Origin of the sequence: Rivularia sp. UHCC 0363, from assembly GCF_034931125.1 — a bacterium.
Taxonomy (GTDB): Bacteria; Cyanobacteriota; Cyanobacteriia; order Cyanobacteriales; family Nostocaceae; genus Rivularia.
In genome coordinates this window covers 43678-60091 of record NZ_JAYGHM010000006.1, presented here as the reverse complement: position 1 = coordinate 60091, position 16414 = coordinate 43678, and the positions used below count along the sequence as shown (strand labels likewise).

The following is a 16414-nucleotide window of genomic DNA, read 5'->3' as shown; positions in this document are numbered from 1 at the left end:
ATGCCCAATCCCTAACCCCCCATGCCCTTTATTATTTAACTATGGGGAGGGATAAACGCCGGATTGGACTTTAAAAGTTTGCAGCTTACCATCCCGTTTAATTTGAATTTGCAAAATATCTCCTACAGTTGAAGATTCAACGAATTTTTGTACTTGTGCAGAAGATTTGACGGGTTTTTTGTTAATTTTTTCAATAATGTCCCCAGGAAGTAGTCCAGCTTCTTTTGCAGGGGAATCATCTGTAATTCTTCTAACCAAAATGCCAGTTTCTTGCTTCAATTGCAGCGATGTTTCTTGATCGAGCTGCTTTTTTTTAGCAGGAGTTAAATCCACCATTTCGATACCAAGGAATGGATGTTGTACCTCTCCTTTAGAAAATAATTCATTCGCGATACGAGCCGCAGTTTCGATGGGAATTGCAAACCCTAAACCTTGTGCATCGGCGCGAATCGCCGTATTAACACCAATTACCTCACCTTTAGAATTTAGTAAAGGTCCGCCAGAATTTCCGGGGTTAATTGCCGCATCAGTTTGTATAAAGCTAACTCGCTTATCTGGAACACCTACTTGAGCGCTGGTACGGTCAGTAGCGCTAATAATTCCAATTGTCACAGTATTATCTAAACCCAAGGGATTACCAATGGCGATCGCCCATTGTCCCGGAATCAAGTTTCGAGAACTTCCTATTTTGACGTTGGGTAATTTTGACGCAGGAATTTTCACCACAGCCACATCTGTGACTTTATCAACACCAACTACTTTACCTTCAAAAGTGCGACCGTCCTTGAGCGTTACCTGTACGGTATCTGTATCTGATACTACGTGAGCATTAGTTAACAATTTTCCATCGTCACTTAATATAAAACCAGATCCGGTACCCCGCTCAATTCGTTCTTGAGGAAATGGTTGTTCATCTTCTCCAAAAAAACGGCGCAGGAGAGGATTTTTTAATGCGTCTGATATCGGATTTGCTACTTTACGAGTAGCATTAATTCGTACTACCGCAGATCCAGTTTTTTGTACTGCGGTAGCAATAAAATTCATTTCACCACCTTCATTACTGCCACCAGATTCTCCTATCGGACGGTTGATAACAGCTTCTGGAGGTAAAGCTACTGTAACATTTTTGAAATCATGAAAAGAGGGACTTTGTGGCAATAAAAAGCGGCTTGCAAATAGACCTGCACCACCACCGATTGCCAGTAAAGAAAGGGAAACAGCCAGTTGCTTTACAGATAACTTCATAACTATAACGCTCAAAGACAGCAATGCAGATGCTAATTTATAAGTGTATTCAACTTATGAATCAGTTGACGAATAAACGTGAAAACAAAAAAATAAAAAAATAGCTTTGAATATTAAGATTAATCGGAATCAATCAATTTTGGAATTTTGGATTTATAATAAAATATTAACTTCAAAAATAAGTCCGTAGCTTAATTATGGTTGATAAATTAATAAATTGCATAGCTTAGAGTGGCACATTCACCGTTAGCGGTGCGGCTTCGTGACATAATTGTAAATTGACAATTGCTAAGCTACTAAGTATTTAAAATAACTTATAAATAAACTTATCATTGTTTATATACATGAGCTTTCGTTCTTGTTCAGTCTTGTTTTATAGTTTGGTCGGTATATTTGGGTTAATATCTACATTCCCTAACTTAGCTGCCGCGCAGTCAGAAGAAAGATGTCCAACTCCAGCCTTGGAGCGATTTGTGCGTCACCAAGTAGCAGTAGCAGAAACTTTAGAAACCATAGCTCAAAGTTATGATATTACTCCTGCAACTATTATCCGCATGAATCCGACAATACGTAACGGTAAAGTTACTGTAGGTCAAAATTTAATCATCCCTCCTTATGATGGCATTGTTGAAAAAGTGCCTAGGGGACAAACTTTACGAGAAATAGCAGCAAAACACAAAATCCGTGTCGATGCGCTTTTTGAAATCAATGGTTGTCAAGAAAATCCTCAAGTCGTTTTTGTTCCAGAACTGAAGAAATCACCAAATTCGACTCAAGCCGAATCGAACGTACTCGATACTGTTTCCAATTCTAATAAATTAACTGGGTATCCGTTACCAGAAAAAGCTACTGTGGCTTTCCCCTACGGATGGCAAATAAATCCGAGTAACGGTGATGTTTTCTTCCACAGCGGTATAGATTTGTCAGCACAACCTGGAACCTCGGTAACAGTAGTTGGTAAAGGAGTAGTAGTATTTGCCGAGAAGCAAGGTTCTTATGGCAACTTAGTCATAATCAATCACAGCAACGGACTGCAAAGCCGCTATGCCCATCTTCAGGATATCAAAGTTAGCGTCGGTAAGGAAGTAAATAAAGGCGACTTATTAGGAACCGTTGGAGCCACCGGAACACCAACTGTCAAGCAACCTCATCTTCACTTTGAAATACGTTCCAGTTCGTCTCTGGGTTGGGTAGCGAAAGATCCTTCTGAGTATTTAAAGTAATTGGGCATGGGGCATTGGGAATTGGGCATTGGAGGTAAGCATTAATAATTAATAGAAATAGCCCTCAGACTGGAAGTCTGGGGCTACACAAGCAAAGCCCACCTTCGTGGGCTAATATAAAATCCAAAATCCAAATTTCTATAATTCCTCACTCATAACTCCTAACCTTTACCTTTAACCTCTAACCTTTAACCTTAATCACCCGCATTCCCGCATCTGCAAATCGCTTAAATGCAGCGTCGGCTTGTTCCGTATAATCCACAACTCCAGGTATTACCACTGGTGAGGTGCAATCTTCGAGGAGATAGATTTTTTTGGCAAGATTAATATCTATTTGCTTAATATCTGTTAATAAATCATCAATCGTCCAAGCTACACAGTGACTTTTGGCTTGTCCGGCAATGATGACTCGATCAAAATTTAGAAGCTGTTTAATTAAACGACTATTTTTTTCTGCGATCGCACGATTATCAAAACTTTGTAATACTTCCGGACTTAATACCGAATAATTTTCAGTTAAAGGATTATTCCCCTTAATCTCAAATTGTGCTTGAGAGTTGCGAGCGATGGAGTGAAAAAATATCGCTTCTTCCACAGCGGAAACCAAAGCATGACCGATTCCACCCAACATGGAATGATAAGACCAAACGGTGAGGGGATATTTACCGTTGTCGGTGAGTTTTGTGACGTAGTGATAAGCGTATTTTTCTAAAAATTCGTAGTCATATCCCAAACTGAAGCTAACCGCTGGGTTAACCTGCCAATTACCATTATCAATATCATCAGGAACAATATTAGTAGCCGAAGGAATCGGATGTTCCCCTGCGGAATTTACCCAAAATACCGGATGGAAAATTTGCATTGCCGTGTGAGTATCCATCGTAGGTACGATTGTGGTAATTTCACTTAAATTACGATAGATAAATTGACACAGACGCACGTTATCTTCTACGGCACCTTTCCCCGACTTGCCACCAACAAATAATTCAAAATCGGGAATACAAAAAGTGTTTTGCACATCGATTAACAGCAGACAAACCCGGCTTTTATCTTGCGATGCGGGTTTGATATCGTGTTGTTTTGCCCATGCTTCAGCTTCGGTGGAGCGTTGTTGGTAAGGTACCCGCCATATTTCGCCGACTTTTGCAGGGTTGAAATGTGGAGGAATGGGGAGTTGGGGGTTCATTTTTATATTTAAGTTTAATTTTGCTTGATTATTGTTAAATATGTAGGCGTTTTTATACTATATGTATTGCTAGATAGGTTAAATTGTATGAAATCCATTCCTTGGTCAAAAATAATTTGGTATTTTTGACCATCTGTTCTTTCAATTTCTAGCAGTCGTGCATGATCGAAATAATCTCTACAACTTAGAGGTTGAACTTCAACCTTTACAATAATTCCTTTATTAGTAAATTGATTGAGACAATTTTCTAATTCATATTTACGTAAATGAGCAGGCGTATTATCTTTTTCAAGTACTTTGATTTTTATATATGATGTTGATTTAAGCCAATTCCCTGTCAAAATATTAGCAAGTATACTTGCTCCTTTACCAAATAAATAGCGGTCACGATAAAATATACTTTTAATTACACCTTCGTTTAAAATATTCTCCATTCCTAATTCGTCTCGTAATTGTGTAATATCTAAATCTTGTCCATTAGGTTCTAAAGTTATTAGAGAAGCATTTAGATTTTTTAATTGTGATGATTGCTGCTCTAAAGTTTTTATTCGTTGAATGTTGCTCTTTTCTCTTTGCTTTAAATCGTTAATTAATGAATAAAAATTGTTAACATTATTTTTTGCTTCTGATTCCCTCTGCTGAGATTCTAAAAGTTGTTTTTTTAATAGTTTTAATTCTTCTAACTTATTATTTTGATTGCTTGATTGACTATTTAAATCATTATTTAATTTAGAAATTCGTTGTATGAGTATTTGATTATGATGGTGTAATTCATCAATCTTTCGTTGTTGGTCTGGTAATTGAAGGGAAACTTCTTCCTGTTTATTCTGATTACGCTTTAGCTCTTGCTTGAACTGATACAATAACTTTTTATATTGTTTATCTGTATGTTCTAATTTATTTTGGTGTAATTGCTCTTGAATTTTTCGTTTGTAAATCAAAAATTCGATAATAATCCACGAAGCAAACCCTCCTACTAAAAAAAGAGCCATTGTTAAAGAATAATCTTTATGCGCTCCACTTGTACTCAAAGGTTTTTTTACCCAACGTTGATAGTCTTCTAAGAAACTCGGGGAAATACCTCGTATGTAATATACTCTTCCTATAATCCTTCCGGCGTTTTCCTTGCCAGTATCAGTTCGCTCTTCAGTACGAGGACTATCATATTTTGATTCAGTTAATAGAGGAGGTGGATTTCTTAATAAGTCATACGGATACAGTAACAAATCTTCGGGCTTAAGTTGTGTCTTCCAGCTTCTATATGATTTAGTTGAATATAAAATTTTTTGATTAAGACAATTTTTTTCTTCTATTCTACAATCAGTTACAACTAATCCAAAAAAACCATAACTACTATTTAAAGTTTCTTGTAACTCATCAAGGTCTTTTTTTTGCAATGCATAAGATAGTTTAGTGGGTAACGTGTGAGATAAAATATTGAAATCAACGGTTTGAGTCCGATATATAGTTCCATTCCAGTAGTATTGATAGTCCATCCAATTTGATAAAGTTGCTGTGAAGCAAGCAACGGAGCTTGTCATCATAAATCTGATAACACTACCAATACGATTCTGCACCACTGTCTTTAAGTTGAGATTATTACGCATTAATATTCCCGAATATACCCTTTGTATAGATTTTGGCAGGATATAAATTTTATTTTCAAGGGGAAATTTGCGTATTCACGTATTATAGTTTGACAGTTATTAAGTAAGTTTACTAATAGATATACAGCTTAATATGAACATCTTTTTATTTAATTTTATAGTTTGTAGGTTGGGTAGAAAGAAGTGAAACCTAACAATTTATGAAAAAGCTATGTTGGGTTTCGTTCCTCAACCCAACCTACGAAGACTACGAAGACTTTCGATATTCTTTAAATTACCTGATTTTAGCATAATTACTAAATATTCAATCCGCTCATATTCATCAAGCTCCATACTTTCTTGTTCGTTTATATCACCTGCTTTACTACGTTCTAAAAGAAGGCGCAAACGGTTTTGCATTTCAGGAGTGGGACGAAAATTAGCGATTTCTTCTGGAGTCGGTAAGGTTGCTATAAAATCTTAAATGTAGCGATAGGTATGAGCCGCAAGCGGTGGCTGTTGAAGGCTCAAAGTGAGTAATTCTACAAGGCGATCGTCTCTACAATTATTATTTTTTATCTTGTAGTGCGAGCGTCTCGCTCGCTATATAGTCTCGCTCGCTAGATATCCGAGTGGTAAATAGTAAATATAATCATCCTTCAAAGTATTTGCTGTATAGTTTATATCTAGGTAGCTATTTAATTAACTATATTAAAACCGCTATATTCTAAATTATTAGCTTTTTTCCAAGAAAATTAACATCTAAACCGCCTTAATTGTGGCAATCTAAAAAACAGAATGTTTGAAAATTTGATATCTTCGCTACAGAATTTTACCTAAACAGGTTATGCAAACCCTGCCAACACCAACAACTAGCGCGTCTACGACTCCCGCTTTTGAAACCACTATTAAGCGGCGCGAAACCCGTCCTGTAAGGGTCGGAGATGTCACCATTGGGGGAGGATACCCCGTGGTGGTGCAGTCGATGATTAATGAGGATACTCTCGATATTGCCGGTTCCGTGGCTGGTATTCGTCGCTTACATGAAATCGGCTGCGAAATTGTCCGAGTCACCGTACCGAGTATGGCTCATGCTAAAGCTTTAGCTGAAATTAAACAAAAGTTAAAGCAAACTTACCAGGATGTGCCAATTGTTGCCGACGTACATCATAACGGGATGAAAATTGCTTTGGAAGTTGCCAAGCATATTGAAAAAGTACGGATTAATCCGGGTTTGTACGTATTTGAAAAGCCAGAACTCAATCGAACTGAGTATACGACCTCTGAATTTGACGAAATTGGCGATAAAATTGCCGAAACTCTCAAACCTTTGGTTGTTTCCCTACGCGACCAAGGAAAAGCTATGCGAATCGGGGTAAACCACGGTTCCCTTGCCGAACGAATGCTGTTTACCTACGGGGATACTCCTGAAGGGATGGTAGAATCGGCGTTGGAATTTATTCGCATTTGTGAATCCTTAGATTTTCATAACATCGTAATTTCACTGAAGGCTTCACGAGTGCCGGTAATGTTGGCTGCTTATCGGTTGATGGCTCAACGAATGGATGATGAGGGTATGGATTATCCTTTGCATTTAGGAGTTACGGAAGCTGGAGACGGGGAATACGGACGCATTAAGTCTACCGCTGGCATTGCCACCTTGCTCGCCGATGGAATTGGCGATACAATTCGCGTGTCCCTGACCGAAGCACCGGAAAAAGAAATTCCAGTTTGCTACAGTATTTTGCAGGCTTTGGGATTGCGTAAAACGATGGTAGAATACGTTGCTTGTCCTTCCTGCGGTCGCACTTTATTCAATTTAGAAGAAGTGCTGCACAAAGTCCGCGAAGCAACCAACCATCTCACGGGATTAGATATTGCAGTTATGGGTTGTATTGTCAACGGTCCCGGAGAAATGGCTGATGCTGATTACGGTTATGTTGGCAAGACTCCCGGCTTCATATCACTTTACAGGGGGAGAGAAGAAATTAAGAAGGTTCCTGAAGATAAAGGCGTGGAGGAATTGATAAACTTGATTAAAGCCGATGAACGTTGGGTTGAACCTTCTTAAAAGAAACCGCTAGTTTTGTGTTGTTTCGCAAAGCTAGCCGGATTAAGTGAAAAATTTATCGAAATAACAAATTATGCTCGGTCTGTACAGTAGTAGGCTGTGTTAGATTGAGCATACTGACTATGTAAATTCAGTCTGGCACAGCTGTAATATGGTGATTACAAGAAGTAGACTTGTTTTAGGTGCTACGGCCCTGACGCTTTCAACGATCGCTGTCGCGGGTTTTGGCATCCATTCACAAGGACAGGCCTTATTTAAAGAAAGTCCTAAAGAGATAGTAGATGAAGTTTGGCAAATTATTTACCGCCAATACGTAGATGGTACATTTAATCAGGTAGATTGGCAGGCTGTTCGTAAAGAGTACTTAAATAAGTCCTACACGAACAAAGAGCAAGCCTACAAATCGATCCGGGAAATGCTCAAAAAGCTGGATGACCCCTATACCCGATTCATGGACCCCAAAGAATTCCAGAATATGCAGGTGGATACTTCTGGAGAACTCACTGGTGTTGGGATCACCATCGGTCTTGACGAGGAAACTAAGAAGTTGACTGTCATTGCACCATTGGAAGGTACTCCAGCCTTTAACGCTGGTATCTTGGCAAAAGATACGATCGTTAAAATTGATGGTAAAAGTACCAAGGGGATGGATACTAGCGAAGCCGTAACCTTAATCCGAGGTGAACCGGGAAGTAAAGTTAGGTTGACTATTTCCCGTGGTGGAAAAGAAAAAGACTATCTTGTTACGCGAGCGAAAATCGAAATCCATCCGGTTGAAGCTTCGGTAAAACAAACTCCTGCGGGTAAAGTTGGCTATATTCGTCTCAAGCAGTTTAGCGCTAATGCTTCAAAAGAAATGCGCGATGCTATTACAGGCTTAGAGAAGAAGAAGGTTGATGGATACGTGTTAGATTTACGTAATAATCCAGGCGGTTTGTTATTCTCTAGCATCGAAATTGCCCGGATGTGGCTCAAGGAAGGTACGATTGTTTCCACAATTGACCGTAAGGGAGGGGAAGAGAAAGAGATAGCAAATGGACGCTCGCTTACGGAAAAACCATTAGTCGTTTTGGTGGATCAAGGAAGTGCTAGCGCAAGTGAAATTCTTTCCGGTGCGTTGCAGGATAATAAACGTGCTGTTTTAGTAGGTAGTAAAACTTTTGGTAAAGGTTTAGTGCAGTCAGTTCGTCCCCTTGATGATGGTTCCGGAGTTGCAGTAACGATTGCCAAATATCACACTCCTAGCGGTGCAGATATTAATAAATCCGGGATTAAACCAGATTTCAAGGTCGATTTGAGCGACGAGCAGCGGCAGAATTTGTGGCTCAAGGAACGCGATAAACTAGCGACCTTGAAAGATCCTCAATTTGCCAAAGCCATAGAACAATTGAAAAAAGAAATTGCGGCACAAGGCAATGTTAGAGCGGAGAAAAAGTAGTTTTGAGTTAAGAATTAAGAATTAGGAGTGATGAGTTAGGAAGAAGGTAGTTAGCTGTATTGGCTTGTAGAGAAGCATTTTTATTATTTATGTGCCAGAAGGAAATTACTCTTCTCTTGAAAACAACTTTCAACTCTTAATTCCTAACTTTTAACTGCTAATTCAAACTGGCTGGCATTTTCCCGTCCTAATTAATCCTATACGACGGGATATGGCTTCTTCCTTTGTAAAAGGTCCCCACTTTTCTATAATCTCTGTATCGTCTTCAGGTGCTGGTTCACTGGAGACGATTTCGCATTTTTCGGTTGAGCGCTTGATAATATACCAAGATTGTGAATATTCCATAAAGATTTTAGATTATAAAAGTTTCGGTTTTTGAATAGTTAGCAGGCATTGAAGTCTGGTTAACAACTATGAAAGTCTTAATATACCTAAAATAGCGCGGGAAAAAGATAGCCCCGTCTATTTTAGCTCTATAGAATTTTGACACGAGCAAATTTATTTGCCATGATTTTTCACCAAAGAGAATAACGGTAGGGAAGAGCAGATTGGAGACGCTTATACTGAATTGTTGCTGACTTCGGAAGGACAAAAGGCGATCGCTGAAGCTGGTTTTGTTCCCGTGCGTTAGACAATTGCTTTAAGGCTTTGTGCTTGCCGATTCTTGTAATAAAATAGGAACTCCACTATTACCCGAACCAACAACGATAATTTTGGAGTTAGGAGATTGAGCTAGTTTCTCTGTGGCTTCAATTGTCCGCAACTGCAATATTTTATTTGTAAGTCCGTCGGATATAATTTTCTGAGAATCTGCAATACCTTTGGCTTCAATCCGTTTACGTTCGGCTTCTTGACGCTGTTTTTCCAGAACGAATTTCATCCGCTGGTTTTCTTGTTCGGCTTTAAGCTTTTCTTGAATTGCTGTTTGGATTGTATCTGGCATTTTAACATTTCGTAACAACGCTTTTTCAACTACGAAACCTAGAGGTAATAATTCCTGGGTAAGTTGTTCGTTTATTTGACGAGCAACTTCTTGACGTTTGATAGAGTAGATAGCGTTTGCTGGATATTGGGCAATAATGGAACGGATAGTAGAGCGAAATCGAGAAATAATCAATTGTGTTTCGCTGGTTCCAATTGTTTTATATACAGTTGAGGCTTTTTGTGGGTCAAGTTTGTATTGCAAGCTAACATCAATATTAAGGTTCAAACCTTCTTGGGAACTTGCATCTACGTTTTCCTTAATATCCTTCAAGCGAGTTGAAAAATTAAGAACTTTTGCGAAAGGATTAACTAAATTCACGCCGGGATTGAGACTATTATCAGAAACCCTACCGAATAAATTCGTAACTCCAATATTACCCGGAGGAACAATTACTAAACCTCTAGCAATAGAAGCAATTATTGCAACAATAGCAATTAATGCAGCAATTGTACGTACCGCTAAGCGATTTCTGTTATCAGCTATTTTACCGGAATTTAAATAAACAAGAGTTGCAATTAGGGTAGTTAGGAGGGAAACAATGAAACCCATGATATTTTTTTAATAATTAGTTTAGAGACTACTACATATATATCTGCTCCTGTTTATGCTTTTATGAATTTGAATTTAAGGTTTAATCAGTCTTAATAGATGCACAAGTTTTTAATTAAAGCTGAATTACTTATAGTTTGGAAAAAATTATTTTGTTATTATTGTGCGTTATGCTCCGCGATAACACACCCTAAAAAAAATTGTTACCAGGAATCAATTTCCGGTAACAAAAACAATCTAATATCTATTGACGGATCTAAAATTCATTTACCATTCCCATTACTAGCAAGAATCTTATCGGTAAGTTTGTCAGGTACTTCTTGTAAATGGTCGTATTCCCAATCAAAAGAACCTACCCCTAAAGTCTGCGATCGCAATTCTACAATCAAGTCGTGCATCTCCGATTGGGGTAGGTATCCGGTAATGTTATCCCAGCCTTGCCAACTTGTCATAGGTTCGTAACCTAAAATTTGTCCGCGTCTACCACTTAATAGTTGCAGGACTTTAGAGGTATATTCGCTAGGTGTTTTTACCTGTAAACGAACAATTGGTTCTAGCAGCGTAGACTGACATTCCAACATTCCTAGATGCATTGCTTGTCTTGCAGCTAATTTAAAAGCTTGTTCGGAACTATCGACGTTATGGTACGAACCGTTTGTCAGAGTTACCGATACATCTACTACGGGAAAACCCAAGGGTCCGCGTTCTAAAGATTCTCGCACTCCCATTTCTACACCGGGAATATATTGCTTGGGAACTACACCACCAACGACGTTTTCGCCAAATTTAAAACCTTCTCCTCTAGGTAGAGGTTGAATGTTAAGGTAGACATCCCCAAATTGTCCATGTCCACCACTTTGATGCTTGTAACGTCCGTGGACTGATGAAGCTGTTTTGCGAATGGTTTCTTTATAAGGTACTTGGGGTAAGTGGGTAGACATTGGTAAGTTATATTTGCACCGCAATCGGTCAAGGGTTACTTGGAGATGAATTTCCCCTTGTCCCCAAAGGATTACTTCGTGGGTGTCACCGTGTTGTTCCCAAGCTAAAGCGGGGTCTTCTTCCAATAATTTATTTAGCGCACCGCTTAATTTAACTTCATCATCACGTTTTCCAGGGACTATAGCCAAAGCGAAAACTGGTTCAAGCTGTTCGACTCTGGGTAATTCCACCTGAGATGTAGTTAAAGTATCGCCAGTTTTAATACCATCGAGACGAGTTAAAGCAACAATTTCGCCGGATGAGGCTGTATTTACGTGTTCCTGATGTTGTCCCATCAAGCGATACATACTACCAGCGCGAATCCCATTGAGAGTCATTCCTTCAGCTATATTTCCTTGCCATACCCGTACTAAAGAAAGTTTACCGCCTTGGGGGGTATAGTAAGTTTTTAATACTTGAGCAATAGGATCGGAATTTTTGCTTAAATTACTTAAACGACGTTTTGCAGTAGCTTCAGGGTCGGGAGCTTCTTTTAATAACGCTTCTAACAGGGGACGCACTCCATAATCAAGCTCAGCAACTCCGAAGAATACGGGTACAACTAAATCTGAAGCAAAATCCAACTTTAAATCTTTGAGAATTTCCTCTTGGTTGGGTTGAATATCTTCTAAAAGTTCTTCAAGTAAATGGTCGTCAAAATCTGCAAGGATTTCGAGCATTTCTTCCCTAGCAGCGTGTTCTTCTTGTTTAAGTTCTTTGGGAAAAGGAATTGTATCAGCAGCAGTACCGGGATGATAATGATATGCTTTTTCGCTGATTAAATCGATAAATCCAATTAAGTTTTCTCCCTGCAAAATAGGATATTGATGCGCTACTAATGGACGACTGGAAACAGCTTTAAGCCTGTTAAAGACAGTTGAAACAGGGATATTTGCTTGATCCATTTTGTTCACAAACACCAAATGAGGAATTTCCCAATCATCGAGAAATTTAAACAATGGTGCTAAAGTTAAAACCTTCTCAGCGATAGGTTCGCAGACAACAATTGCAGCATCAACACCGATCAGAGCATTGTATGTTTCTTGGGCAAATTCTACAGAACCGGGACAATCAATAAAGGTGAAGCGAACGTCTTGGTATTCTGTACTAGCAGCACTTACTTCCACAGTCATTTGACGCTCTCGCGCTTGTGCAGAACTGTCCCCAATCGTGTTACCATCCTTAACGCTACCTTTGCGAGAAATCGCTTCGGTAACAAACAATAAACTTTCTACTAGCGTAGTTTTTCCGCTTAAATAAGAACCGACGATCGCAATTGAATGCAAACTCGTTCTAACTTTTTGAGTCATAAAAACCTCCTTTGCGGTGTAGCGATGTTCACTCCGCACTATGTTGGCTTATTTAAATGATTAACAATCCGCTGAATTTCATCCTATTGAGTCTCTAGACCACTACAAGTATTGTAATTATCTTGTAAAATTTTTCTAAGTTCAGCAAAGAAACAGAACATTTATATATAAAATTAAACTTTTCGCAAACAAATCTAGTTGTAGCAGGTGGAAGCGTCAGACAAAAGCATTATAAGGGAGAAAATCCATGAAAAAAATACTTGATAAATATCGGTTGACTGGGTTTTTGAGTGCAATCTTGTTAAGTGCGAGCATAGCTCCCGCTAAAGCTAATCAAGTCGATCTATATCAATTTGACCCCGTTCCGCAAAAGCTAGCGCAATACGCTCGTGAAAGCGCTACAACCTACTTAAATCAGGGGTTGCAGTTGGTTCAGATGGGAAGAGTCGATGATGCGATCGCAGCTTTTAACCAAGCAATTCAGCTTGAACCATCTTTAGCACCAGCACATTACAATTTAGGATTAGCGTTACGACAAGCAGGAAAATTACAACCAGCAGCGGATGCTTTTTATCAAGCAACCCAAGTTGACCCCAAGTTTGCCTTAGCTTATGCAAATTTAGGTGGTTCTCTGTTAGAAGGAAATAATTTTGCTCAAGCCGAAAGCTATTTACAGCGAGCCTTAGAAATCGATCCAAAATTAGGAGTTGCCTATTACAATTTGGGTTTATTATATCAGCAAAAAGAAGATTGCAATCAAGCAGTAAAGTCTTTTAAAAGGGCAATTAAATATAGTGAGAAAGCACCAGAGCCAGCTTATCAAATTGGATTATGCTATCTACAACAACGCAAACTCAAACCAGCGATAAATGCTTTTAATGAAGCAGTCAAGATTAATCCCAAATATCCGGAAGCTTATTATAATATTGGTTCAATTTTATATAGCCAAGGTAAACACAAAGAAGCTTTAGAAGCATTTAGAAAATCCGCCGATGCTAATCGTAATTATCCCAGCGCTTATTACGGTGCTGGATTAGCATTTATACAGCTTAAACAATATGCGGAGGCTATGCGTGTATTGCAATACTCTAGGGATTTATTCTTGGCACAAAATAATCCTCAATGGGCAAATAGTGCGGAACAATTAATCCAACAAGCACAAAATTTTACTTATCAAATTCCCCGCTAAAAAGTTGTCAATACTGCTGCTAACTTGCTAGAAGGTACGTCACAATAAAAGAATTGGTTGAACAATGGCTGGTGTGGTCTGTAGTTCACTTGGAAACCTATGTTTATGTTTGTGAAAAAACGTCCCAAAAGCCAATTTTTATTGTGGAATCGCTGGTTAGATAGGCATAGAATAGTTAGCAATATGGAGACTTTTTGTGACTTAATTGTCATTTCTCTATGTTTCTGTTTGTTCGCTGTGATGGTAATTCAGTTATGGGGAATATTTTACGCTATTTTGCAATCTGTTGATTATCAGCAGGTAACTGCAAAAATGCTATTTATTTTAATTTTGGTCGAGTTATTTCGACTATTAATGGTGTATCTACAAGAGCATAGCATTGCAGTTGGAGTAGCTGTAGAAGTAACGATTGTATCTTTGCTGCGAGAAGTCATCGTTCATGGTGCGTTAGAAATCTCAGGATTTCAAGTTGCATCAATTTGTAGTTTATTAATAATTTTGGGTGTACTACTGTTGGTATGCGCTAAAACTCCACACATGGACTGTATCAGCGCAAATACAAAATATTGTCCTTTTATCTACGGTGAAGACAATCAAGAGTCTTCAGGAAGTTGTAATCAAGAAAGAAGATCCAATAATTATCAGGAGAATAGACAAGTTAAAACTTAACCTGGACCGATATTTTAATTCTATTAAAACCCGTCACTGGCGGGTTTTTTTTGAATGGTAAATTGGTAATGGGTAATTGGTTCTGGTTCCCAGGTATCGGCTGATAACGAAGTTTTTGGAGGCTCTGCCCTGTGTTGATTGAATCAAACTTATTGCTATAATTTTGACAAAGCAAATTTATATAATTCTGGCTTTTTCTCAATATAAATACGATTTTTATGTTTTCATAGTAAAAAAACTAACAAAGCTTAAGCAATCAGAGTTACGTCTTAGAAGGCAATTTCATCGACAAGAATATACAATTATGTACAATTCGCTCTAAAGTGAGTTCTTGCGGCAGCTTATAATGCTTATATCAAAGACGCACAATAAGCGGATTCTCAGCCTTGCGTAGAACTGTTCCAAAAGTTACGTCAAGCTGATATGGATCAAGCCCAAGAGATTCGTCAACATCTTCAGCAAGTAATGCAGAAGGGTAAAATGTAATTTTGTGAAATAAAACACGCTGTAAGTAAGTCGGCAGAAATAAACAGAACTATGTAACAAAATGTAAATTAGCTTTAAACCCTTACCCCTACAGCAAAGCTGCCTTGTCCTAATTACAATTTTCAACGCCGACCTACTTAATTCGTAGTAGTCAAGAGATTAGCTATTACGAATTATTCAGATTCTTCTAAATTAACTGATTCATTTATAAACGGTATTACCAAAATTTTATCAACGCGATTGCCATCCATATCCATAACTTCAAAACGCATTCCTTTCCATTCAAAACTATCTGTAGCAACTGGAATACGACCTAAAGAACTCATTACTAAACCCCCTAGAGTTTGGTAATTACCGCGAGACTCGGATGATATTTCTTCCATATCAAAAAGTTCAAAAAACTCATCCATCGTTAACATTCCATCTAATAACCAAGAACCATCGTCTCTTTGTACTGCTTGTGGTTCCTCATCTTCTTCATCAGAAGGAACATCACCAACAATTTCAATTAATACGTCATTAAGAGTTAGCAATCCTTGAATTACTCCATATTCATCTACCACTAAAGCTACATGATTAATGGTTTGTTTGAATAACTCTAAAACTTTTAAACCACGGGTGCTTTCTGGTATAAATATTGGTTCTCGCAATCCGACAGTTAAATCCATCTGTTCCCCGGTAAAACAGCGAGTCAATAAGCTGGTTACTGGAAGAATTCCCAATACATTATCTAACCCTTCTTGACATACTGGATACCGCGAATAACCATTTTCGATAATTTTTTCTCGATTCTGAGCGGGACTGTCTTGCAAGTCCAACCAAACGATTTCTGGACGCGGTGTCATGAACGAACTTATGGGGCGATCGCCTAAACGAAAAACTCGTTCAACCATGTCCTGTTCTACTTCTTCAAAGGTTCCTTCTTCAGTACCTTGTTCGATTAGTATCTTGATTTCTTCTTCTGTAATTTGTGGTCCGGTAGAAGGTCTGATCCCCAAAAGTCGTACTATTGTATCTGTAAAAAGACTCAGTATAAAAACAATCGGAGAGGCAATTTTAATTAAGCCTTTCATGGGTAAAGCAACAATAGAAGCAATTGCCTCCGGATGATTTAACGCTACGCGCTTGGGTACGAGTTCACCCAAAATTATCGCTAAAAAAGTAATTATTAATACTGCTAATCCACGAGCAAACTGAATTTGGTATAAAGGAATAAAATCTAAAATTGGATATATTCTTTCAGCAATAATTTCTTCCCCATAAGCACCAGATACAACGGTGATTAAAGTTATTCCTACTTGCACCGTACCTAAGAATTGAGTCGGAGCAGAAGCTAACTCAAAAGCGCTTCTAGCTCTGATGTTTCCCTGATTGGCAAGCTGCTGTAAACGGACTTTACGAGCCGAGACGATCGCCAATTCTGACATGACAAATATGCCGTTAGCGAAAATTAGTAGAAAGATTATTAGTAATTCGAGATTGGGGGACATTCTTAA

13 protein-coding genes are annotated in these 16414 nt (G+C 38.4%); 5 read left to right on the top strand and 8 right to left on the bottom strand.

Annotation, left to right across the window (positions count from 1 at the left end; genetic code table 11):
- Window positions 1-39: 39 nt before the first annotated feature.
- Window positions 40-1245, bottom strand: a complete 1206-nt coding sequence (locus tag VB797_RS05290; protein ID WP_323236605.1) for an HhoA/HhoB/HtrA family serine endopeptidase — start codon at window positions 1243-1245, stop codon at window positions 40-42.
- 344 nt (window positions 1246-1589) lie between these two features.
- Between VB797_RS05290 and VB797_RS05285 the strand changes: the two genes are divergently transcribed.
- Window positions 1590-2468, top strand: coding sequence for a M23 family metallopeptidase (locus VB797_RS05285; RefSeq protein ID WP_323236604.1), 879 nt, complete (start codon window positions 1590-1592; stop codon window positions 2466-2468).
- Between the two features lie 181 nt (window positions 2469-2649).
- On the opposite strand, the gene VB797_RS05280 is transcribed toward VB797_RS05285, so the two are convergent.
- From VB797_RS05280 to VB797_RS05270, 3 genes are all read right to left on the bottom strand, one after another.
- Entirely contained in the window at window positions 2650-3654 is a 1005-nt protein-coding gene (locus tag VB797_RS05280) for an isochorismatase (protein WP_323236603.1), read from the bottom strand.
- A gap of 14 nt (window positions 3655-3668) precedes the next feature.
- Entirely contained in the window at window positions 3669-5261 is a 1593-nt protein-coding gene (locus tag VB797_RS05275) for a hypothetical protein (RefSeq protein WP_323236602.1), read from the bottom strand.
- A 228-nt stretch (window positions 5262-5489) separates the two neighbouring features.
- Window positions 5490-5660 (bottom strand): hypothetical protein, encoded by a 171-nt coding sequence (locus tag VB797_RS05270; protein WP_323236601.1) that lies wholly within the window; start codon window positions 5658-5660, stop codon window positions 5490-5492.
- Window positions 5661-6087: 427 nt separating this feature from the next.
- Here VB797_RS05270 and ispG point away from each other — a divergent pair, with 427 nt between their 5' ends.
- Both ispG and ctpC read left to right on the top strand, forming a co-directional pair.
- Window positions 6088-7311, top strand: a complete 1224-nt coding sequence (gene ispG, locus VB797_RS05265; protein ID WP_323236600.1) for a (E)-4-hydroxy-3-methylbut-2-enyl-diphosphate synthase — start codon at window positions 6088-6090, stop codon at window positions 7309-7311.
- A 151-nt stretch (window positions 7312-7462) separates the two neighbouring features.
- Window positions 7463-8749, top strand: a complete 1287-nt coding sequence (gene ctpC / locus VB797_RS05260) for a carboxyl-terminal processing protease CtpC (protein ID WP_323236599.1) — start codon at window positions 7463-7465, stop codon at window positions 8747-8749.
- A gap of 162 nt (window positions 8750-8911) precedes the next feature.
- Here the strand turns inward: ctpC and VB797_RS05255 are convergent, their stop codons facing one another.
- The 3 genes from VB797_RS05255 to VB797_RS05245 form a co-directional block, all read right to left on the bottom strand.
- Window positions 8912-9094, bottom strand: a complete 183-nt coding sequence (locus VB797_RS05255; RefSeq protein WP_323236598.1) for a DDE transposase family protein — start codon at window positions 9092-9094, stop codon at window positions 8912-8914.
- 295 nt (window positions 9095-9389) lie between these two features.
- Entirely contained in the window at window positions 9390-10283 is an 894-nt protein-coding gene (locus tag VB797_RS05250; RefSeq protein WP_323236597.1) for a prohibitin family protein, read from the bottom strand.
- Window positions 10284-10546: 263 nt separating this feature from the next.
- Window positions 10547-12574, bottom strand: a complete 2028-nt coding sequence (locus VB797_RS05245; RefSeq protein WP_323236596.1) for an elongation factor G — start codon at window positions 12572-12574, stop codon at window positions 10547-10549.
- 247 nt (window positions 12575-12821) lie between these two features.
- Between VB797_RS05245 and VB797_RS05240 the strand changes: the two genes are divergently transcribed.
- Together VB797_RS05240 and VB797_RS05235 are read left to right on the top strand one after the other, a co-directional pair.
- Window positions 12822-13763, top strand: coding sequence for a tetratricopeptide repeat protein (locus tag VB797_RS05240; RefSeq protein ID WP_323236595.1), 942 nt, complete (start codon window positions 12822-12824; stop codon window positions 13761-13763).
- 105 nt (window positions 13764-13868) lie between these two features.
- Window positions 13869-14432: a phosphate-starvation-inducible PsiE family protein gene (locus tag VB797_RS05235; RefSeq protein WP_416350838.1), complete on the top strand. Its 564-nt coding sequence runs from the start codon at window positions 13869-13871 to the stop codon at window positions 14430-14432.
- A gap of 659 nt (window positions 14433-15091) precedes the next feature.
- On the opposite strand, the gene VB797_RS05230 is transcribed toward VB797_RS05235, so the two are convergent.
- Window positions 15092-16408: a hemolysin family protein gene (locus tag VB797_RS05230; protein ID WP_323236594.1), complete on the bottom strand. Its 1317-nt coding sequence runs from the start codon at window positions 16406-16408 to the stop codon at window positions 15092-15094.
- Window positions 16409-16414: the final 6 nt, after the last annotated feature.